A 20,378-nucleotide genomic window follows, 5' to 3' on the forward strand; every position below is an offset into this window, starting at 1 on the left:
ACGGGCACACTACAAACCTGGACGTTTCAAGCCCGGCCCGTCTCCAATGACAGCCCCCCGCCCATTGCGGCGCAGCCGAGGGAGAAGAATTTTTCGGCAAAAAGCGAAAATGCTGTCTGAGCACCGCCGCAGGCGGGCGAGTTCATTTTCGCGCCGAAAAATTCTTCGAGCGAGGGAAGCCACGCCTGTGGTGTGGCCAAGCTGCGGGGCGCGGTTCTTTTGGTACTTTTCTTGCCGCCAAGAAAAGTACAACGCTTTGAATTTCAAGCGGTCCGGGCTTGTCTCCGGCTCCGGAATGTGAGACAATAGCCCAATTTGAACGGCCATGCCGGGGTCGTGCCGGCAAAATCAGGAAGGCTCATGGAATCAAAGGCCCCCATCATACGCGTGTTTCATGTCTATAAACGATACGGCGCCCAGACCGCCCTGGGCGACATCACCCTGGACATCGGCCAGGGGGAATTCATCTTTGTCACCGGCGCCAGCGGCGCGGGCAAGACCACGCTGCTCAAGCTGCTCTATCTGGGCGAGCCCGTTTCAGAAGGCCATATACTGGTGGACGGCATGAACCTGTCGCGCATTCGAAAAGACCGCATTCCCTTTCTGCGGCGGCTCTTCGGCGTGATTTTTCAGGACTACAACCTGATTCCCAACCGGACCGTGTTTGAGAACATCTCCCTGGTCCTGGAAGTGGCCGGCCACCGGCCGGCCCTGATCACCAAAAAAGTGGCCAGCGTGCTGCGGGCCGTGGGCCTGGAAGACCGAATGCACGCATACCCGCCCAGCCTTTCCGGCGGGGAACAGCAGAAGATCACCATTGCCCGGGCCATTGCCGGGGACCCGAAAATCATTCTGGCCGACGAGCCAACGGGCAGCCTGGACGAGGAGTCGGCCGAAGACATCATGAACCTGCTGCGTACCCTCCACCACCGGGGGGCCACGGTGCTGATCGCCACCCATGACAGGGACCTGGTCCGCGGCACGCCGGCCCGCCGGATTCACCTGTCCAGGGGACGCCTGGAACAGGAGGCCGTTGAATCATGAAGTTTTTCGCATTAAAACGGGCCCTGCGGGACCTGAAAAACAACATGGTGCTTCATTCGGTCACCGTGATCATCATCGCGCTGTCGGTGCTCATCGTGGGCACCTTCACCCTTTTCTCCTCCAACGCGGCCCGGGTGATCCGCACCTGGGAAAAAGGGGTCCGGCTGATTGTCTACATCGCGGACGGCGTACCCACAGCCGATATTGACACCCTGAAAAACGACATCTCCCGCATGGAAGGGGTCACCGAGGTGCACTTCATCGATAAGCAGGCGGCCCTGGCCCGGCTCACGGAGCGAATGAAGTGGCAGGCGTCGCTGCTGGAGAGCCTGGATCACAACCCCCTGCCCGACGCGCTGGAAGTGTGGATCGACCCGGCCCGGAAAAAATGGGAAACCATTGAGATGCTGGCCATCCATATTCAGTCCAGCCACCTGGTGGCCGACGTGGAGTACGGCCAGAGCTGGCTCAAACGGTTTACCGGGGTGCTGAACCTGTTCCGGTTCTCCGGCGTGATGATGGCCATGGTCTTTTTTCTGGCCGCGGTCTTCATCGTGGCCAACACCATTCGCCTGGTCTTTTACTCAAGGCACGAGGAGTTCAGAATCATGCGCCTGGTGGGCGCCACCGACCGGTTCATCAAGGCCCCCTTCTACCTTGAGGGCCTGATCCAGGGGGCCGTGGGCGCCGTGCTGGGGATAGCCGTGCTCTACGCGGTGTTTACCGCGCTGACCACCAGCATCGACCTGGACGCCGTGGTGAATACCTTTTCCATTGAGTTTATTCCCGTAAAAACCCTTTTTATCATTCTGCTCTGCAGCATGTTTGCCGGATGGCTGGGATGCTATATCTCCTTGCGACAATTCTTAAAAGAGTAGCCCCCGGGGTGCTGGCCTGCGCGGTTGTGGCCGTCATGGCTACCGCCGGTCATGGCGAAGCCGTGCAGACCGCGGAGATTCGCGCCTCCCTGCTCAACATGCGCGCCCGCCCGGACCGCGACGCGACCCGTGTGGGCGTACTGAAAAAAGGCACTCAGGTGACGGTGTTGGACGATACCGGGGAGTGGCTCAAGATATCCTACGACAACAGGGCGGGCTATATCCGGAACCGGTCCGATTATGTGCGGTTAAACCCGCCACCCCCGGCCCGGCAGATCGAAGAGCTCAAAGAAAAGGCCCGGCAGATCGACCGGGAGATCGAAACCCACAAAAAAGAGATCGCCGTCTACGGCCAGCAGGAGGTGGAGCTGGTGGCCGGCCTTCATGACATTGACCGGTCGCTCAACCGTTCCCAGACCCAGATCGACGCCATCTCCGCTGCCGTTGACGCGGCGGCCCGAAAAATCGAGGAGAACCGGAAGGCGGCCCGGGTGCTTGAACAGCGAATCGAAAAAAACCGGCATCAGGCGGCCCGCCGCCTGACGGCCCTGTACAAGCTGGAACTGATGGGCGCCATGAACCTTTTGGGGTCGGCTGAATCAATGTTCTCTTTTCTCAAAACCCGGCGCGACATCGAACGCATCTGTGAACATGACGCCGCCGTCCTGGAGCAGTACCTGTCGGACAAGACCCGGCTGTCGGCCCTGACAAAAGAGCTGCATGCTGAAAAGGCCGAAAAGGAGACCCTTGAGAGTGAACTGAAGCGGCAGCGCGTGGTGCTGGACAAGGAAAAGGCGCGCCGCCAGCGGCTGCTGGTCGATATTCGGGAGGAAGGCGCCCTGCGCCAGGCCACCATTGCCTCCCTGAAACAGGCGGCAAAAGATCTTGACAAAACCATCGCGGCCCTTCACGAAGAGATGGCAAGAGCCCCCGTAAAAGGGGACGGCAGCTTTCCCCGGCACAAGGGGTTGCTGAAAATGCCGGTGAACGGTAGAATCATCAGCAAGTTCGGAAAATACAAAAACCCGGAACTCAATATTGTCAACTTCCGCAGCGGAATCGACATTGCCGCCAGACAGGGCGAGCCGATCCACGCGGTTTACCAGGGGCAGGTGCTGTATGCCGACTGGTTCAAGGGATACGGCAACATGCTCATCCTCGACCATGGAGACGGCTTTTACACGGTCTATGCCCATGCCCAGGAGCTTTTCAAAAAAAAGGGGGACCCGGTGGCAACCCATGAAGTAATCGCCACGGTGGGCGAGACCGCCTCCATGACCGGAACGTCCCTCTATTTTGAGGTCCGGCACAGAGGAACCCCCGAGGACCCCATGAAATGGCTGAAAACCGGCTGACACAGGCGCGTATTCTTACAATTGAATTTATAATGAAAAGGCAAACATCATGAACAACAGAAAGTCCCGATGGATAAAAATTCTTGGCGTCACATCAACCCTGGCCTGCCTGCTGATCATCGGCGCCGGGTTTTCCTGCACCATCTCCGCCGGCAGCGATGAAACCTATAAAAGCCTGAAGATATTCTCCTCGGTCATCGAGACCCTTGAAAAAGAGTATGTGGATCCCGTGGATACAACAGAACTGATCGAAGCGGCCATTCAGGGCATGGTCAAGAGCCTGGACCCCCACTCCGAATACCTGCCTTCCGACGCCTTCAAGGATTTCCAATCCGACACCAGGGGGGAGTTTGAAGGCATCGGTATCGTGATCACCATGCCCAAGGGCGTACTTACCGTGATTTCGCCCATCGAGGGGACCCCTGCCTTTAAATCCGGTATTCAGCCCGGCGACATCATCACCACCATTGACGATGAGCCCACCGCGGACATGGAGCTGTGGGAAGCGGTCAAAAGAATGCGGGGGGAAAAAGGGACATCGGTCACCATCACCATTCGCCGGGAAGGGGTGGCCGAAGCGCTCTCCTTTGACCTGGTGCGGGCCGTGATTCCCATTGTCAGCGTCAAGCACGCCATGCTCAAGCCGGGATACGGCTATGTCTGGGTCACCAACTTCCAGGCCAACACCACCGATGAACTGAAAACCGCCCTGGCCGGGCTGGAGGCCGACAATGGCGGCGACCTGAAGGGCCTGATCCTCGACCTGCGGAACAATCCCGGAGGCCTGCTGGACCAGGCCGTGGCCATCTCGGACATGTTTCTGGATGAAGGCACCATTCTCTCGGTCAAGGAGCGGGAAAAAGAGAGCAATTACAACGCCCGTCCGGACAAGACCCGGCACGACTATCCCCTGGTGCTGCTGATCAACGGCGGCAGCGCCAGTGCTTCTGAAATCGTGGCCGGGGCGTTGCAGGACCATAAACGGGCACTGGTGATCGGCACCACCTCCTTTGGCAAGGGGTCGGTACAGACGGTGCAGCCCTTAAGCGACGGATCGGGAATCAAGTTCACCATCGCCCGCTACTACACGCCCAGCGGCACCTCCATTCAGACCAAAGGCATTGTGCCGGACATTGAGGTAAAGCCCGGGCTTCTGGATTCAGCCGACGAAAAAGAGGTGCCCCGGCTCAAGGAAAAAGACCTGAAAAACCACCTGGAAGCGGCGCCCATGAAAGACGCCCCCGCCGATGACAAAACGCAGGCGCCGGCAGCCGACGACAAGAAGACAAGGGAAGACCTGACCAACACCCGTTACGGCGACCTGGACCCGGACCTGATGCTGCGGGATGCCCAGATCGTCCGGGCACTGGATGCCCTGATCTCCTATGAAATCTTCAGCGCCCGGCACGCGAAATAAAGTGGCCGCGTTTCGAAACGCCAGATGAAAAAAAAACGACGCACTCCGGCCACTGCCCGCAAGGCATCGGCCCCTTCGACACCGGGCCACTACCTGAAAATCCTGGCCGGGGCTCTGCTGCTGGTGGGAATTCTCGGAGCAGCGGCCCTGGTGGGCCTGGTTTTTCTTCCCGACACCCCGCCGGACCGGACCGCCGGGCAGCCGGACGTGCCGGCCAGGCGGCCTCCCTTCGAGGTCTACCCGGAAACCGACCGCCTGCCCGACTCCCCACCCTGCGGACCGGCCCATGCCCCGTCGGCCCGGCCAAAGGTGGCCATCATCATTGACGACATGGGCTACGACCGGGCACTGGCCGGCCGGTTTGTCAACCTGGGAATCCCCCTGACCTTTTCCATCCTGCCCCACAGCCCCCGGGGCCGGGAGATCGCCCGGACGGCCCGGCAGAAGGGCATTGAAATCATGCTGCACCTGCCCATGGAACCGGACGAATACCCGGCGGTCAATCCCGGTGACGGGGTCCTGCTCACATCCATGGGCCCGGACGAACTGATTGCCCGAATGGAGAACAACCTGAACGATATTTCCCATGTGGCCGGTGTCAACAACCACATGGGGTCAAAAATGACCGCCGACTCCGCCCGCATGTACCAGGTCTTTTCGGTGTTAAAAAAGCACGGCCTCTTTTTTGTGGACAGCCGCACCACGCCCGAATCCCAGTGCCGGCCCGCGGCCCGGCTGCTGCAGGTGCCCTTTGCCGAACGGGACGTGTTTTTAGACAACGACTCAGATGTGGCGGCCATCGAGGCCCAGATCGACCGGCTCATCGCCGTGGCCAAACGCAACGGCAAGGCTGTTGCCATCGGCCATGCCCACGGCTCTACCTGCACGGCCCTTGAAAAGCATCTGGCCGCCCTGACACAACAGGTGGAACTGGTGCCCGCCTCTCACCTGGTCTGCCTGGTGCCCCGGTAAGCGATTTCGACGCACGCACTTCCACGCCCGTCATTACCCGGCTTGACCGGGTAATCCAGCGTAAAATTGATCTGGTGCCTTATCCCTTCGGAATGGGGTCATGCCTGGTTCTGGATCGCCCAATCAAGTTGGGCGATGACGAGGTAGGTGTTTGGGCGATGACGAGGAGGGGGACTGAACGATGACGAGGTAGGTGTTTGAGCGAGGACGCACTGCCCTGTCCGATTCGTATGGTCCGCTTCGTGTGCTTCGTGTGCTTCGTGTGCTTCGTGTTAAAAAGCGACCGGCCGCACCAAAAGCCACGGAGGGCTTTTCCCGTCATTGCGAGCGTCAGCGAAGCAATCTTGAACATATATGAAGGAGATTGCTTCGTCGTTTCACTCCTCGCAATGACACCCAGTATGGACAGAACTGGTTCGCCTCCGGCTCGATCCCGATACCGATACCGATCCCGATACCGATCCCGATACCGATACCGACTAAAATAAATTGGGGAAACATCAGGGTGTTCTGCGCGCCACCAGGCAGACCCACAGATCGGTGGTTTTCCGTTCAATAATGTCAAACCCGCAGGCCGTCAGCTTTGCTTCCACCATGGCCTGTTTTGGCTCGATAATACCGGAGCAGACCAGCAGGCCGCCCGGCACAACCACCCGGCCCACATCATCGGCCAGGGCCACAATCACCTCGGACAGAATGTTGGCTGTCACCAGGTCAAAGGCCCGATCCACACCGGTCACCAGATCGGCCCGCATGATCCGGCAGGCGTTCCCACCGGCAAAAATACCGTTTCGCTCCAGGTTTTCCGCCGCAATTTTCACGGCCACCCCATCGTTGTCAACGCCCCACACGGTTTTTGCGCCCAGCTTTTGCGCCGCGATCATCAGAATGCCGGACCCGGTGCCCACATCCAGAAAGGCCGTGCCCGGCGCCAGATGTTTTTCAACCATCTCCAAGCACATGGCCGTGGTGGGATGGGTGCCGGTGCCGAATGCCATGCCCGGATCCAGGTCGATGACCACCTCCCCCGGTTCAGGGACATGGTCCCGCCAGGTGGGCCGCACCACGATGTTTCTGCCGATCTTCTGGACAAAAAAGTGGTCCTTCCAGGCATTGGCCCAGTCCTGGTCGTCGCAGGGTGTAAACTCAAGCGTGCACCGGACCGGATGGCGGGCCGACAGGCCGGATGCCATCTGTTCCAGGTCGGCCCGGGTCTGTTCCAGGGCCTCGTCCACCGGCAGGTATCCGATCACCCGGCCCCGCACCCCATGGTCGGAAACCGGCACCGGATCCTCGGTAACCACTCCGGAAAGGCCTAGGTCATAAAAAATATTGCACACCAGTTCAGCGGCAGTTTGTGCAAAAAGGTCCTCTGTTTCAAAAACAATGCCCGCCTCCAGCCACTGCATGGGGCCTCCTTTGGCATAACAAGTTGATATTAAAAAAATTAGTTAAAATGTGCGCGTTTCAAGCCACACGGTTCCCATACCATCAAAAACGCCGGGCAATCAATGTTAAAGTAGTGCCCACTCTATTTGGATGCCAGCTTAATTTTCTTGACACTTCCAGACCCTGACTGATAAAAATATAACTTCTTTTGCCAGCAGATTGACGATTTGATGAATGCAAGAAGAATGGGGGTAAACAGCTTTTCACGCACTCACACCACTTTCCCGAAATCAACACCGGCCGGTCTGTTTTCAAACCAGAAAAACAGACCCGTGTCGGTGACGCGATAACAGCATAGGAGTCGGGCCGCGGCAGGCGCTTTCCGGCCGGTCGGCCCATAAGATGAAACAAAACAACAAGGAGAACAAAGCATGAAACACAAAAACAGATTTTCACTGTTGGGCATCGGGTTGATGGCACTCTGCCTGATGTTCGGCACCGGCCCGGCTGTGGCCGGCATTGTGGATGACGGGGCCGGCACCATCACGGTGACCGGTGACAACACCGACCCCATCACTGCGGCAGACGACACCACCGTCACGGTCAACACCGGCGCTACCCTGACCACGCCGGCCGATGCCGTCACTTTTACCGGTGATGGCAATGCCGTGGTCAACAACGGCGCCATCACCGCCACCGAAGGCAACGCCATCACCGTGACCTACGACAATGACGCGGAAACCACCCAGAGCCACACCGTGACCAACAACGGCGCCATCACCGGCGTTTCCGGCATCAGCTTCTGTACCGACCCGGACCTCTACCCCAATGAAGCAGGGGTGGCCAACAACGACATGGTCAACAACTACGGCACCATCGAGGCAACAGGCGCCTACCTCGCCGGCGGCATTGAGAGCGAAGAAGAGCCCGCGGCTGTGGCCATGGGCGAGGGCGCCGACCTGCTCAACAACTACGAAGGCGCTGAAATCACCGGATCCGTTCTGATGGGGCCGGGCGACGACCAGATCTTCAACTGGGGCAGCATGACCAGCACCTATGGTGCGGCCATTAAAATGGGCGACGGCAGCGATACCCTGGAAAACGCCGGCACCATCACGGCGGAGGATTCGGATTGTGCCGGTATCTCCATGGCCGACGGTGATGACACCGTTACCAACACCGGCACCATCGATATCGGCACCACCAGCGGTGCCGGTGTCTCCATGGCCGACGGCGATGACACCTTTAGGGAACCTCTAAAAATCCATTTTTTAAAAAAGGCCGTTTGCGGCGGTAAAAAATTTTCAGATTGGGACCTTTCGGGTAAGTAATGAAGCATAAAAGTCATATTTTACATCCCATTTTACCGACTTTTTCCACCCCGTCGGCGGGGTCCACCCTCTTGGGACAGACCTTACCCCGTTGCCCCCAGTATACTGTATCGGTTTATGTTGTACGCCAGATTCCTCAATCCGATTTTGGCCCTGGCTCGAACAATTCCGATCGTCCGGAGAATCATTTCTCCGGCCATCATCGCCTGCACTCCAAAAACATGTTCGACTCGCGATCTCGTCTTTGCCCGTGTATGGTTGCCCCGTTGCTCCCGCTTCGTCAGCTTTCGGTGTCGACATCCCTTCCGCTGCAGATGCTCCCGAAAACCCTCTTCCTTGAGGCGCTTCACCGATTCCTCCGAACGATATGCCGAGTCCGCATACACATCACGACTGCTGTTGCTCTCATCAATTATCTGGTCAAACACCTGGCTGTCATGAACCGCCGCATCCGTAACCTCATAATCCCGAATCAGCTTGTGCTTAACGTCCACGCTTATATGGTTTTTGTATCCGTAGTAGTTCTGTCCGTTCTTCTTTGTCCACCGGGCATCCGTGTCTTTCTGACGTCTCTTGGCCTCTTTCCATTCCTCGGGAATATCTCCCCGTTTGATTCGCTCGTTTTCTTCCCGGCTGTTCCGTTGACGAGGGGCCGCTACAATACTGGCGTCAATAATCTGCCCTTTTTGCGCCAGAAAACCATTTTCCCGCAAACAGACGTCAAACTTCTCAAACAACGGTTTGATCAAACCAGCTTCGGTAATCTGCTCCCGAAACAACCAAATGGTCTTGGCGTCCGGCACCCGATCTCCAAGGCCCAAACCCAGAAAGCGCATGAACGATATCCGGTCCAGAATCTGAAACTCAATCCGGTCATCGGAAAGATTGTACAACGACTGAATAATGAGAATCTTGAACATCCGTATTACATCGTAGGGCCTTGCGCCGGCATTGCTTTTTCGCTCTTTATGACGAATTTTTTCCAGAGGCTGGCGGAACATCTCCCAATCCACCACTTGATTCAATTTAAGCAGTGGATCGCCGTTTCTGTCGAGTTTCTCAAATCTCTCATGCCAGTCAAAAAATCCGGTCTGCATCATCGCCATTTCTCCTCAATGCCCGTATTTACTGAGTTTGATGAGGATATTTATAACACACGATGATTTTAGAAACCATGATAAAATAATCAATTTTTAGAGAAACCCTTTACCAACACCGGCACCATCGATATCGACACCACCAGCAACGCCGGCTTCTCCATGGCCGACGGGGATGACACCTTCACCAACTCCGGCACCATTACCATGGGGGATATCGGCTCTGCCGGCATCTCCATGGCCGACGGGGACGATACCGTCACCAACACCGGCACCATTACCATGACAGACATCGGTTCCAACGGCATCACCATGGCCGACGGAAAAGATGTGCTGACCAACTCCGGCCGGATTGAAATCGAGTATGCCTCCACCGGCGCCGTCACCATGGGCGATGGAGACGACACCCTGACCAACTCCGGCACCATAACCCTGGACGAGTCCGGAAGCCACGGTATCGCCATGGGATCTGAAAACGATACCCTGACCAACTCCGGCACCATCACACTGGGCGACATCAGCTCCGGCGGCATCTCCCTGGCCAACGGCGATGACATCTTCACCAACACCGGCACCGTTACCATAGAGAGTACCGGCGACGGCGGCATCTCCCTGGCCAACGGGGATGATACCTTTGACAACGCCGGCACCGTCACCATGGGAGATATCGGCACCACCGGCGTTACCATGGCCGACGGTGACGATGTGTTCACCAACTCCGGCACCGTCACCATCGGCGAGGCCGGCGACGGCGGTATTATCATGGCCGAAGGAAACGACACATTTACCAACTCCGGCAAAATCAGAATCGGTTCTGCCGGCACCGCCGGCATCAACCTGGGCACGGGAAACGACACATTTGACAACACCGGCTGGATTCGAATCAATGATGCGGGGTCTCCCGGCATCAGCCTGGGCGATGGCCGTGACGTGTTCACCAACTCCGGCACCATTATCATCGGCGAGGCCGGTTCTCCGGGCATCAATCTGGGGGAGGATGACTCAGCCGACGAATACGGGGATGACGACGCTTTCACCAACACCGGCACCATCGACATCGGAAATGTCGAGTACAACGGCATCGGCATGGGTTATTACGGCGACGACACCTTTGACAACGCCGGTACCCTGACCATCACCGAAGCCGGGTACAACGGTATCAACATGGGCTGTTACGGCGACGACACCTTTACCAACTCCGGCACGTTGACCATCACCGAAGCCGGGTTCAACGGCATCCACATGGGGGGCGGCGACGACGAAATCGCCGGTGACGGAGGCCTGGACTATTTTACCAACACCGGCACCATCACCATCGGCGCAACGGGCCAGTTCGGCATTCACGCCGGTGACGGCCCCAGTTTTTTTGACAACTCGGGCACCATCACCATTGCCGGGGTCGCGGGTGCGTATGCCAGCTACGGCGGCATCGGCATGGCCGGGGCAAACGATACACTGACCAACACCGGCACCATTGAGATCGGCTACCTGGGTGGATCCGCGGCGGACTATGCAGCCCCGGCCCCTCTTGAAGAAAACGGCGTGATCGAGCCCACCTACATCGGTCAGGCCTACAAAGGCATTGTCATGGGGCCGGGTTCGGACAAGCTGATCAACTCCGGCGCCATTCGCATCGGTTACATGGGATCTGCGGGAGTTTCCAGTTCCAAGGCATTGACCGAGGAGAGTGACGGCGGCGACTATTCCGGCATCATCGGCGGACTGGGCAACGACCTTATTGACAACAGCGGTACCATCGAGATCGTCAAAACCGACCACCACGGCATTGTCATGGGCCAGCACCAGGACACCATTACCAACACCGGCACCATCACCATCGGTGATACCGGTTACGGTGCTATCGCCATGAGCGACGGCGAGGACACCTTTGACAATGCCGGGACCGTCACCATCGGGACCAGTGGATATGCAGGCATCTCCATGGCCGACGGCCGGGACACCTTCACCAATTCCGGCACCATTGAGATCGGCGAGACCGGCCTTGAGGAAGAGGGTGGCTCCGGCATCAGCATGGGCGGCGAAAACGATGCGTTTACCAACACCGGTATTATCCGCATCGGCACATCTTACAACACCGGCATCACCATGGGATGCGGTAACGACACCTTTGACAACTCTGGTGCCATCCGGATCCGTCAGACACTGACGGATCCCGGCCTCACCCTTGGCGACGGAGACGATGTCTTTACCAATACCGGTACGATCCGCATCGGAACGGCTCAGGCCGATGTGGAAGAAGGGGATTATGGCGCGGCCATTGCCATGGGCGGGGGTGATGACACATTCACCAACGCCGGCGAACTCTACCTTGGCGACGGCTTCTACAACATCATCAAGGGCGGATGCGATGACGACCTGCTGATCAACGAAGGGTACATCGAAGGCGGCATCGTCATGAGTGACGGCGATGACACGGTCATTCTCCGCTCCGGATCAACGGTCACCGGCGCCATCAACGGCCAGTGCACAGACCCCGGCGACGCGGAGGGGACCATCGACGGCGACCTGATTGTTCTGGAAGGCCAGGGTCTTCATAACAATGACATTCTCAACTTTGACGTTCTGGAAAAGACCGGAGACGGCACCTGGACCGTTAGCGGCCTTGTCACCGTGGACGACCTGGTGGACGTGCAGGCCGGCACCCTGTTTCTCAACGACGACATCAGCGGCTATGACGGCACGCCGGACATAGAAATCGCCTCAGGCGCCACCCTGACGGCCAACGGCATCAACATGGACGGTGACGTGGAAAACAGCGGCACCTTCAACCTGGGGGGCAACATTCAGAGCACCATGGTCACCGGCGACTTCACCAATGCCGCCGGCGCCACCCTGGCCCTGGGCCTGTCCGACACCGGTGAGTGCGACAACCTCACCGTGGGCGGCACAGCCGGCATCGAGGGCGGCACCATCCTGGTGACACCGGTAGGCGTTCTTCAGGACGGTTCCACTTATACCGTGCTGACCGCCGACACACTGGACGGCGCGTTTGACCAGGCCACGGCCAACTCCATGGTGCTGAGCTTTGAGATGGATGACGAGACGGAACCGAATTCCATTATTCTGGAAACCGACCGTCAGTCCTATGCGGCGGCCCTGGCCGGCGCCGGCCTGACCGGTAACCAGGCGGCCATGAGCCACGGCCTGATGCAGCTGATCAACGACGCGCCCGACGGCGACCTGGCCGATGTGATCAACGCCCTGGACCGGCAGCCGGATGCGGCCTCCCTGGCCAACGCGTTGGGCCAGCTGTCGCCTGAGCTTTACACCCTGGGTACGGCCCTGACCGGCGTGAACACCGGTGGTTTTACCTCCGGCATGACCGGCCGGCTTTCCGGCCTTCGCGTGGCCGCCACCAACCGGGCCACCGAGGCGGGGCCTGTGCTGGCTGCGGTGCCTACCGCGGACCGGCAGGCGGGCCAGGGCTGGAGTCCCTGGGCCAAGGCCTTCTATACCACGGCGGAGCAGGACACCACCACCGGGTTCATGAGCTACGACTATGACGCCATGGGACTTAGCGTGGGCATTGACAAGGGTGTGGCCGACAACATGGTTGTGGGCGTGACCCTGGGAATCGCAAAGGCCGAGGCCGATGTCGACGCCAACATGGGTGAGCAGGATGTGGACACCTTTTCCATGGGGGCCTACGGCTCCTGGACCGGCGACAAGGTATACGTGGACGGCGCCCTGCTTTTCGGCATCAACTCCTATGACGCCCTGCGCCACATTCCCATGCTGGGCCTGACCGCGGCAGGTGATCATGACGGCGTGGACTACTCCGCCTACATCGGCGGCGGTTACATGGCTGCCATGGGCGACTGGAACCTGATTCCCACGGCCAGCATGCAGTACACCTTCCACGAGGAAGAGGGCTTTATTGAGACCGGCGCCGGGGCGGCAAACCTTGCCGTGGACAAGACCGACACCAGCTCCCTGCTGGGCAAGCTGGGCGTGCGGGTCAACCGGCTCTTCCAGATGGGCGACGGCATGGACCTGAAGCCCGAGCTGAGCGTGCAGTGGGGCCATGAGTTTGCCGACCGCGACCAGCAGGCCATGTCCTGGTTTGCCGGCACCACCACCGGCGCCTTCACGATCAACGGCCTTGAGGCGAATCGTGACAGCGGCATACTGGGGCTGAGCCTGACCGCCTTTATGGGCGACAGCCTCTCCCTGACCGCCGGTTACGAGGGCACCATGAAGGAAGAGTTCGAAGCCCACACCTTCACGGCCGGGCTTCGTTACATGTTCTAAACCACCCAATCCGGCATGCCGGCCAATACCTTCGGCCGGCATGCCGCTGTTATAAATCAAAAGCCGCTGTCCTTTCCGGACAGCGGCTTTTTTTGTGCCCGTTGCCTCTTTGTGGTGAATTTAAATTTTTAGAGATTCTCTGGATTTTTAACAGCCGGTGGCCTATGGTATCGTCATCGGCACTGATCGGAACGTTTAATAATTATGGGCTTCTTTAAATCAAAAGCAGGGGCCGGCCTGATCCTGCTGTCCGTCCTTATGGCGGGGCTTGCGGCCTGCGCGGGACCGGTCTGGGAAAACCGCTACCGGGCCGCCGTGGCAAGGGTGACCCCGGCCATGACCCGGCACTGTATTTCCACCCCCCGGTACCGGGTGTGCAGTGACGGAGAGAGCGTCCCACTTTCGGATGTGGCCGCCTTCATGGAACAGGCCGGAACCGCCTTTGAGCGGGTCCTGGGCCTGGATCCGCCGCTCCAGGGCGAGGACCCTTCCGCTGTCTGGCTTTACACCGACCGTGACCGGTACCGGAAAGTGGCCTCCGGCCTGGCGTTCCACTCATCAATTCCCGGGTTTTTTTCCCCGGTGGTGCCCTCGGCCGTTCATGTGCGATGGGAAAAAACTGAAGAGCCGTTCCCTTTTTCCCTGCTCCTGCATGAAGGGCTTCACCAGCAGGTCGACACGAGATGGCGCATCACCTCCCCCCGCCATAATCCCGGCAACCGAAACCAGGGCCATATCGGCCTTCCCCTGTGGGCAAACGAAGGGCTGGCCACCTATATGGAATCGGCCCGAATGGTCAACGGGCGGCTGATAACGGGGGGGATCAACAAAGACCGGCTGGCCGAACTGGCCCAAAAACTTGAAAAGAAAAAAGTGCCCGACCTTGCGGCTGTTTTGTCCCGGCCCTATGGCGCACCCTTTGATTCCGGGGATTACGCCATGGCCTGGGGGCTTGTGTATGACCTGAAACACGGGGCCGGCCGGGCCCACCTTCCGGGAGCACCCGACCTTCTGGACTTCTACCTGAAGGCCCTTGGAACCGACCTTTCGGATCGATACCAGTCGCTTTTGAACAACGATCCGACTGATTCCGCAGGGCCGGCCGTAAACTTTCATACATGGAACCCGGTGATGGCCCAACGCTCCCTGGCCCTTTTCAACCAGATCGTTGTGGGAAGCGGCGCTACTCCCGAGGCGTGGGCCCGGGACTGGCGGCAGCGCATGCTGGCTCTGAACACGTATGCGTTTGCCGGGTCAAATGCCGGCATCGCTGTAAACGCAACCGACCCACAAGGCGTGCTGATGGAAAAGATGCATCGGCATTAGAATTCAGAAAATCATCTTCCCCTCGCCGCGAATAACAGTGATCGTGCCATTTCAGAATACGTGTCCAGAACCTACCCTGTTCAAAAATTTGCAAAAATATCGGCCGACTTGCTTTTCAGGCCGTTTTGTTATTTATTTACAAGCAATTCAACTTACTAGGACACGGACACATTCATGCGGTCTTTCATAAAAATATTTGCGGCCTGGCTGTTTGTATTCTGTCTGATGCTGATGGGAGCCGAGATCGCCTTAAAAATCGGGGGGGTGCAGCCCTGGCGCCATACACTCCACCAGGTGAAAACATATATACGGGGGCCGGTTATGCATATGGAGGATGCCGGGCTGGGCTGGAAAAACATGCCCGGCAGACATGTGCATCCCGGATATTCAGATCTTACGGGACCGGTGATTACCACCTTCCTGGCAAACGGTGAACGCATCACCCGGCCTTCGTCCAAAACGGGGGGCCCCTATCATGTTCTGCTGCTGGGCGGATCTCTGACCTATGGCCGGGCCCTGAGCGATGAGGATACGTTCGCATGGCAACTGCAGGAAATGCTGCCCGAGGCTGATATCCGGAACTTCGGTTGCGACGGGTATGGCACCTACCAGTCCCTGCTTCTTCTGGAACATCTGACCACACAGTCACCAGCACCCGATCTTGTGATTTACGGCTTTTTTGATGACCATGAAAACCGGAATGTTGCCGCGTTTTCTCATCTTCGCATGCTTGCGGAATATGCCCTCCAAACCCGCAAAACCGTTGCTGTCCCTTACTGCACCATCCAACACAACGGCACACTGACGCGTCATCCGCCCACCCACTACCCATTTTTCTCGTTACGCGAGCACAGCGCACTGCTCACGCTGGCTCAGGCATCCCTTTTAAAATGGCGATTAAGCTCAAGAACCCGACAAAAACGGGTTGTTACTGAAAAACTACTGCTGCAAATGAAAGAAACATGCAGAAAGAACGGTGCCGAATTCATAGTAATCTTTTTGCAGGCGAATCCGCCGGGCTATCACCAATATCGGGCTTTTCTGAAGCAACATGCCATTGATTCCCTAGATGGCAGGCTCCCTCTGACAGACCGGCTTCGCGTACCCGGGGAAGGGCATCCCAATGCCCTGGCCAATCGATTCTGGGCTGAAGTCCTTGTGCCGATCATATTGGACCGTATTGCCTCGGAAGGGACAAAGCCGTCTGTTGGAAAAAGTCTCCGTGGGAAAGCAGTTGGCAGTAATGGTATCCGACCTGGAACCGCGCGCGCCACTTTCGGCAACTGAGGCGGACGGATTGTCAAAATACTTTTTTTGGGATATTGTCGCAACAACCATGATGACACTGGATCAAAAAAAACTCTACAGACTGCCCTGGGACCAACGCAACAGCCCTGGTGGATGGATTGAAATAACGGACCGGTGCGATCTGTCCTGTCGCGGCTGTTACCGGCACACCCTGGAAGGAGACCGGTCGCTGGAGACCATTTGCTCGGATGTGGTGGCGCTTCAGCAGGCCCTTAACTGTGAAACCATCGCCATTGCCGGCGGTGAACCCCTGCTGCATCCCCGGTTGCCGGAAATCGTCAGCTTTATTGCCGGGCGAGGGCTCAAACCCCGGCTGCTGACAAACGGCCACTGCCTGACACCTGAGCTGGCCGCCACCCTGAAAAAGGCCGGCCTTGCCGCCTTCCATTTTCACGTGGATTATCAACAGAACCGGCCCGGTTGGACGGGGAAGGATGAACAGGAGCATAACACACTGCGCCAGCACTATGCCGACATGGTGTTCCAACTGGGTGGCGTGGAGTGCGGATTTTATACAACGGTCTATCGCTCCTCCCTGGATCAGATTCCCCATATCGTAAGGTGGCTTCACAAAAATCCCCACAAAGTCCAGCACCTCTCCCTGATCGTGTTTCGGGGGCTGCCGGACACACCCGCCATTACCTACCATGTCAACGGCCGGCCGGTGGACATTCGTCAAATGCGAACCCGGGTGGCGGACACCCACGAGATTACCATCCGTTCCGAAGATGTCTGGCGTATTATCAATGACCACTTCCCCGGTTCCTGGCCCAGCGCCTATACGCCAGGCACCGCGGCGCCGGAGACCTTCAAATTTCTTGTCATTCCTTATATTGGCAGCAAAAAACAGATCTTCGGCACCGCCGGCCCTGTCACAATCAAAATGGGTCTCTGGGTACTGCGTCTTTTTTCTCGAAAATATGCCATTGCGGCCCGCGAATTCGGGGTGGGGAAAAAAATTTTTCTGTTTGCGCTGATCGACGGCCGAATGCGTCAGGCATTGAAAACCTATCTGAAATGCGTGATACGAAACCCCTCTGTTCTGGCTGAAAAAATCTATACCCAGACCATCAACATTCAGCAGCCCCTGGAGGTTATCAGCGGCAAAATGAACCTGTGTGACGGCTGCGTCAACTACATGCTCCACGAAGGAGAACTGGTCCATTCCTGCCGGCTGGATGAATACAGAATGTTCGGCGGTCCTCTTGTGCCGGTACAATCCGACGATCCACGATAAATGACCGTCACCCAATCTCAGAAAAAGCCTGGGAAATAACGAATGGCAGCCCCGCAGCAACCAGAGCGCAAAATTTCCGTCGGGTTTTGGGTCCCCCTGTTTTTCCTGTTCGCCTACATTGTGCTGGGATGCGCTGGGGCCCTTGCTTATTACATAAATGATGATGTAGGGATCATCTATATTCTCCAACAGGGAGAATACCACACACCCGCCACTCACTCGGTATTGGGGTTTATTTTAAAATGGCTGTACGCCTGGAAAGAAAACTTTTTCTGGTATGCCCTTTTCATTACCATGGCTTATGTGGCAGGAATAGGACGCTTGTTTCTCTTTCTGGCGGCCTGCCGAAAATTATCGTATCCGGTAATGTTTCTGGTAACCGCCTTTGTGCTTCTGGGACTTCTGCCTTTTCAACCAAACGCCACGATCCTTTCCCTTCTGCTGACCATGGTGGCAATTTTACCGTTTCTGATCAAAAATATTGAACAGACATCATCCGTATCGTTCAAAACGGTTTTATCCTCGTTTATTTTTCTTTTTGTGGCCTGCCTCTACCGTCCACCGGCGGTGTTCCTGATGACCGGCTGCGCCCTGGGGATACATATTCTTCTTAACATTCGGCGGTCTGCCCAACCATACCCGGCAACTGAATCAAATGGTTTTTGGAAACGCGCCGGCATAATAACGACAATGATGATCTTTGCTTTTCTAATGCATATGTTTAATCTGTTTCTTTATAATCGCTCCCCGGAACACAGCCGCCTGCTTGAATACAATATGTATCGTCACAACTTTACAGATTCCAGCCGATACAGATACACGCCCGCCCTTCAGAAACTGGGTATTTCTGAAAATGATTTTCACATGATGATCTTCTTCATGGGGATTGACTCCCCCCCTTTGCACCTGGAAAATCTAAAGCGAGTGCCGCCCGTGCCGGCATTCACCCCCCACCGTATGGGTGCGGGCCTGAAACGGGCCGTTTATGCGCTCACCCATGGTCAGGCCCTGATACTAACGGCTTTTCTCCTGTTTACCAGCATTTTTTCCAGGCGGGCACGCATCATATCCGGCGGAACCGTTTTGACACTCTTCCTGATTGCATTATACACGTGCCGCATGGTGCCCAGGATATGCCTGCCCTTTCTTACCTTTGGCGCTGTCACTGTCACCGCCCTTCTTGGGCCGGGGGTTCACAATATTGCTTCACGGAAGCGCAAGCCTGTTTTCTATATGGCGATCATGATGGTGCTGTTTGCCGCCCTGTGGATGACCCTTAAACAGCAGACGGCGTTAATCGATAACCAGAAAAAAGAGCTGGCAATGACCGGCCCCGTTTGGCGCTTCTGCGAAGCAAACAACATCCAGACAGCGGCCTGTTGGCCGGGTGCCGTCTCAAACGGACGGCACATACTGTTTACCCCCCTGCAGTGGCCGGAAACACCCCGCCGTCTTCATCTTATAGGCGGATGGACGGGATCCTACCCCAAAATCCTTCAGCGGCTGCGATCGACCTATGGGCATGATATTTACGCGGGTCTGGCGCTGCCGGGTACCTATCACCTGGTTATGAACGCTTCGACGCATGCATCGATTTTTGAACGTTTCATACAAGAACACGGGCCTGAAGGGGCCGCGCCGCAACTTCTGCTTGTATCGGGACGCACGCGTTTATATCGAATCGTCGAAACGGGAACCGACCCTGTTTTCTAAGAAGGCAAACAGTTGTTTGGATCGGCGTGGTTTTAATCCGTATGGGAACAGAGACAACCGTCCCGGTCAAACGTGTTGTGGCCTATCCGTTATTCCCGTCGGTCTTTCCAACGATCCGCTCAATCAACAGCAAGGAAACGTTCGAAATTTTTTTTCGTCTGTGTATTCCACGATGCGCCCATGTCCACACCGCAAACAGCATGCCGCCCAGAGCCAGAAGCGCGCCTCCGGTCCATGTCAACCAGGAAGGCTGCCAATAACCGGAATCGGTTAGCCGGCAAAGGCCGATACCCAGCACTGCACCGCCGGCCATCAGCACTGTCAGGCCACCCCAAAAAAACCAGACAAACGGGAGCACCGGATATACCAGAAAAAAATCGAGGACCATGGATGCTGTTTCTCTGAGAGCATAACGGGATCGGCCCTGTTCCCTTTTGCGCCACGACACCGGCACCTCGGTCACCCGGTCGGCCAGGGCAGGCACCAGGGCTGTAAGAAAACGGCTGCTGTCGTTCTGGCCGATCCGGTCGGCCACCTTTCGGTTGATGGCCTTGAAACAGCCGTTATCGTGAAGGAACCGGCCGGTGTGCCGGTTCACCCATCGGTTCAGGAAAAAAGAAAAAACCCGCCGATGCCAAGCCTCCCTCCTTTCTGTCCGCCAGCCACAGACCAGGTCAAACCCTTCCCCTACTTTTTCCACCAGCCGGGGAATGTCTTCGGGAACTCCTTGCATATCCACATCGAAGTTGACCAGCACTTCACCGGACGCTTTTGCCAAACCGGCCCGCAAGGCGGCATGCTGGCCGGCGTGGCGGGCCAGACGGATGCCCATGGTATGGGCATGGGCGGCGCAGGCCCGGCAAATCTCCTCAAAACTGTTGTCGCTGCTGCCGTCATCCACAAAAATGACTTCGTAAGACGCACAGGTCCGTTTCAGAACGGTATGAATCCGGTCGGCGGCCCGGCCGACGCATGGACCGTCGTTCCAGACCGGCACGATAACAGAAACCAGGGGCGTTTTTTCCGGCACGGGCAAAGG

14 protein-coding genes are annotated in these 20,378 nt (G+C 57.4%); 11 read left to right on the forward strand and 3 right to left on the reverse strand.

The window, feature by feature from the left end; all coding sequences use genetic code 11:
- The first annotated feature begins 360 nt into the window (after nt 1–360).
- From ftsE to DOLE_RS12585, 5 genes are read left to right on the forward strand one after another with little or no spacing between them, the layout of a single operon-like run.
- The gene (ftsE, locus tag DOLE_RS12565) at nt 361–1,044 is read left to right on the forward strand and encodes a cell division ATP-binding protein FtsE (protein ID WP_012175866.1); all 684 of its coding nucleotides are present in this window, start codon (nt 361–363) and stop codon (nt 1,042–1,044) included.
- A complete protein-coding gene (gene ftsX / locus DOLE_RS12570) occupies nt 1,041–1,922 on the forward strand; it encodes a permease-like cell division protein FtsX (RefSeq protein ID WP_012175867.1) in 882 nt (293 codons plus the stop codon). Before ftsE ends, ftsX begins: the two co-directional genes overlap by 4 nt.
- Nucleotides 1,886–3,277, forward strand: coding sequence for a peptidoglycan DD-metalloendopeptidase family protein (locus DOLE_RS17535; protein WP_167320879.1), 1,392 nt, complete (start codon nt 1,886–1,888; stop codon nt 3,275–3,277). Before ftsX ends, DOLE_RS17535 begins: the two co-directional genes overlap by 37 nt.
- Before the next feature lie 49 nt (nt 3,278–3,326).
- Nucleotides 3,327–4,694, forward strand: coding sequence for a S41 family peptidase (locus DOLE_RS12580; protein WP_012175869.1), 1,368 nt, complete (start codon nt 3,327–3,329; stop codon nt 4,692–4,694).
- Nucleotides 4,695–4,718: 24 nt separating this feature from the next.
- Entirely contained in the window at nt 4,719–5,666 is a 948-nt protein-coding gene (locus tag DOLE_RS12585) for a divergent polysaccharide deacetylase family protein (RefSeq protein WP_012175870.1), read from the forward strand.
- Nucleotides 5,667–6,166: 500 nt separating this feature from the next.
- On the opposite strand, the gene prmA is transcribed toward DOLE_RS12585, so the two are convergent.
- A complete protein-coding gene (gene prmA / locus DOLE_RS12590) occupies nt 6,167–7,075 on the reverse strand; it encodes a 50S ribosomal protein L11 methyltransferase (RefSeq protein WP_012175871.1) in 909 nt (302 codons plus the stop codon).
- Nucleotides 7,076–7,486: 411 nt separating this feature from the next.
- Between prmA and DOLE_RS12595 the strand changes: the two genes are divergently transcribed.
- Nucleotides 7,487–8,386: a hypothetical protein gene (locus tag DOLE_RS12595; RefSeq protein WP_012175872.1), complete on the forward strand. Its 900-nt coding sequence runs from the start codon at nt 7,487–7,489 to the stop codon at nt 8,384–8,386.
- 83 nt (nt 8,387–8,469) lie between these two features.
- Here DOLE_RS12595 and DOLE_RS12600 read toward each other — a convergent pair whose 3' ends face one another.
- Nucleotides 8,470–9,486 (reverse strand): IS5 family transposase, encoded by a 1,017-nt coding sequence (locus DOLE_RS12600; protein ID WP_012175873.1) that lies wholly within the window; start codon nt 9,484–9,486, stop codon nt 8,470–8,472.
- Between the two features lie 159 nt (nt 9,487–9,645).
- Here DOLE_RS12600 and DOLE_RS12605 point away from each other — a divergent pair, with 159 nt between their 5' ends.
- From DOLE_RS12605 to DOLE_RS12625, 5 genes are all read left to right on the forward strand, one after another.
- A complete protein-coding gene (locus DOLE_RS12605; protein ID WP_012175874.1) occupies nt 9,646–13,755 on the forward strand; it encodes an autotransporter outer membrane beta-barrel domain-containing protein in 4,110 nt (1,369 codons plus the stop codon).
- Between the two features lie 204 nt (nt 13,756–13,959).
- On the forward strand, nt 13,960–15,081 hold the full coding sequence (locus DOLE_RS12610) for a DUF1570 domain-containing protein (RefSeq protein ID WP_012175875.1): 1,122 nt from the start codon (nt 13,960–13,962) through the stop codon (nt 15,079–15,081).
- A 321-nt stretch (nt 15,082–15,402) separates the two neighbouring features.
- The gene (locus DOLE_RS18455; protein ID WP_167320880.1) at nt 15,403–16,368 is read left to right on the forward strand and encodes an SGNH/GDSL hydrolase family protein; all 966 of its coding nucleotides are present in this window, start codon (nt 15,403–15,405) and stop codon (nt 16,366–16,368) included.
- A 49-nt stretch (nt 16,369–16,417) separates the two neighbouring features.
- Nucleotides 16,418–17,626 carry a radical SAM protein gene (locus DOLE_RS12620; protein ID WP_167320881.1) on the forward strand — a complete coding sequence of 403 codons (1,209 nt, stop codon included), beginning with the start codon at nt 16,418–16,420 and terminating at the stop codon, nt 17,624–17,626.
- A 42-nt stretch (nt 17,627–17,668) separates the two neighbouring features.
- Nucleotides 17,669–19,339 (forward strand): hypothetical protein, encoded by a 1,671-nt coding sequence (locus DOLE_RS12625; protein ID WP_012175878.1) that lies wholly within the window; start codon nt 17,669–17,671, stop codon nt 19,337–19,339.
- 82 nt (nt 19,340–19,421) lie between these two features.
- On the opposite strand, the gene DOLE_RS12630 is transcribed toward DOLE_RS12625, so the two are convergent.
- Nucleotides 19,422–20,369: a glycosyltransferase family 2 protein gene (locus tag DOLE_RS12630; RefSeq protein ID WP_012175879.1), complete on the reverse strand. Its 948-nt coding sequence runs from the start codon at nt 20,367–20,369 to the stop codon at nt 19,422–19,424.
- Between the last annotated feature and the right edge of the window lie 9 nt (nt 20,370–20,378).

Origin of the sequence: Desulfosudis oleivorans Hxd3, assembly GCF_000018405.1 — a bacterium.
Taxonomy (GTDB): Bacteria; Desulfobacterota; Desulfobacteria; order Desulfobacterales; family Desulfosudaceae; genus Desulfosudis; species Desulfosudis oleivorans.

What these genes read in the sequence shown, in the direction of transcription:
- DOLE_RS12620 (WP_167320881.1), top strand. Translation starts at nt 16,418, where the DNA reads ATGATGACACTGGATCAAAAAAAACTCTACAGACTGCCCTGGGACCAA.
- DOLE_RS12605 (WP_012175874.1), top strand. Translation starts at nt 9,646, where the DNA reads ATGGCCGACGGGGATGACACCTTCACCAACTCCGGCACCATTACCATG.
- ftsE (WP_012175866.1), top strand. Translation starts at nt 361, where the DNA reads ATGGAATCAAAGGCCCCCATCATACGCGTGTTTCATGTCTATAAACGA.
- DOLE_RS12600 (WP_012175873.1), bottom strand. Translation starts at nt 9,486, where the DNA reads ATGATGCAGACCGGATTTTTTGACTGGCATGAGAGATTTGAGAAACTC.
- prmA (WP_012175871.1), bottom strand. Translation starts at nt 7,075, where the DNA reads ATGCAGTGGCTGGAGGCGGGCATTGTTTTTGAAACAGAGGACCTTTTT.
- DOLE_RS12625 (WP_012175878.1), top strand. Translation starts at nt 17,669, where the DNA reads ATGGCAGCCCCGCAGCAACCAGAGCGCAAAATTTCCGTCGGGTTTTGG.
- DOLE_RS12580 (WP_012175869.1), top strand. Translation starts at nt 3,327, where the DNA reads ATGAACAACAGAAAGTCCCGATGGATAAAAATTCTTGGCGTCACATCA.
- DOLE_RS12610 (WP_012175875.1), top strand. Translation starts at nt 13,960, where the DNA reads ATGGGCTTCTTTAAATCAAAAGCAGGGGCCGGCCTGATCCTGCTGTCC.
- DOLE_RS17535 (WP_167320879.1), top strand. Translation starts at nt 1,886, where the DNA reads ATGCTATATCTCCTTGCGACAATTCTTAAAAGAGTAGCCCCCGGGGTG.
- DOLE_RS12585 (WP_012175870.1), top strand. Translation starts at nt 4,719, where the DNA reads ATGAAAAAAAAACGACGCACTCCGGCCACTGCCCGCAAGGCATCGGCC.
- DOLE_RS18455 (WP_167320880.1), top strand. Translation starts at nt 15,403, where the DNA reads ATGCATATGGAGGATGCCGGGCTGGGCTGGAAAAACATGCCCGGCAGA.
- ftsX (WP_012175867.1), top strand. Translation starts at nt 1,041, where the DNA reads ATGAAGTTTTTCGCATTAAAACGGGCCCTGCGGGACCTGAAAAACAAC.
- DOLE_RS12595 (WP_012175872.1), top strand. Translation starts at nt 7,487, where the DNA reads ATGAAACACAAAAACAGATTTTCACTGTTGGGCATCGGGTTGATGGCA.